Source organism: Psychrobacter sp. 1U2 (genome assembly GCF_051847575.1).
The window spans coordinates 1-1,169 of sequence record NZ_JBPYDC010000356.1 but is presented as its reverse complement, the minus strand read 5'-3'; the positions used below and the strand labels follow the sequence as shown (position 1 = coordinate 1,169).

Here is a 1,169-nt window from a genome sequence, read left to right as displayed (position 1 = left end):
TGCAGCATAGGCTGAAAACGCAGCTAACGGTACAATAATCGCTAGTGCTATTCCAGTGTGTTTAATCAGACTATTCATAAATATACGCTCCGGTACTTCGTCATTTAAGCCCGTAGAAGTAAGATCGTTATTTATTGATTTCTCACTGCCTGAAAGCAAATGTATAGACTTATTATAGTTGGCATCATTGCTAGCATTACTATAATTATTCGCTGTATTTACATCATCTGTTAAACGCTTGTTAACCAATTGATGATTTTGCCCAGACTGAGAACCGGCTGCCTGTATGTCAGAATATTCTGACGTAGGTAACTTGTTGGTTTTCATAAAAATACCATTATTTTTGAATTAATAGTGCTGTTTATTAGTCGATATAAATATGGTTATAGTAAGACTTATAATCAGTTGCTTACCCCATACTTTTATCTCACATAATTTTTAACTGTAATATTAAAGATATAATGGAAATCGGAACAGTGTAGCATTGTAGGGAAAAGCAACCGTTTGTAAATAATATTGTCTTTGTCAGTAATACTAAATACATAGTAACTGGTATGTAAAAGGTTTAATGAAAAACGATAATAGACCATGGTAAAGAAAACGATGCTATTTTTCATTCATAAGCTTAAAGAAACTGCCGGATACCAGCTATACTCGTGGCGCCATACTGCTTCGCTTGAGTAAATAAATTGGGCGATAATCCACCCAAACCAATGACAGGCGTATCTGAAAGTGCTGCTAGATCTGACCATGCCTCCCAGCTTAAAGGCTTAGCATCAGGATGCGTTTGAGTGGCCAGTACAGGGGATAAAAAAATACCAATGACTGGTGACTCTTGTCGCTCTAAACGACTATTGGCAAGTTTATTGGCTGCATAAATACTACTAGCATCATGACAACTTACTATTAATGGATGATGTAAAGATTGCAATTGAGCAGCATTATCTTTAACTTCGTCAGCCCACTGTAGTAACGATGTCTGTGTTAGATGGTACGCTATAATTTGATGACTAGATGCTGGGTGATGGTTTGAATAATGTTCGTTGATGTCATTAGGCATAATGACTTTAATATCTGGTCGCTGACCCATCAGCTGCTTTGCAACGTTCTTTGAGCCTATATCTTGGACTCGAATATATACCCAAGCATCTGACGCTATGTGAGCTTGA

General features: G+C 37.0%; 1 protein-coding gene and 1 pseudogene. Both read right to left on the bottom strand.

Annotated elements, in window-relative coordinates:
* Positions 1–327 (bottom strand): annotated as a pseudogene (locus tag ACS8FD_RS15790) (hypothetical protein); the annotation flags it as partial.
* 298 nt (positions 328–625) lie between these two features.
* The coding region (locus ACS8FD_RS15785) for a thiamine phosphate synthase (protein ID WP_439276546.1) at positions 626–1,169 on the bottom strand (544 nt) is incomplete at its 5' end.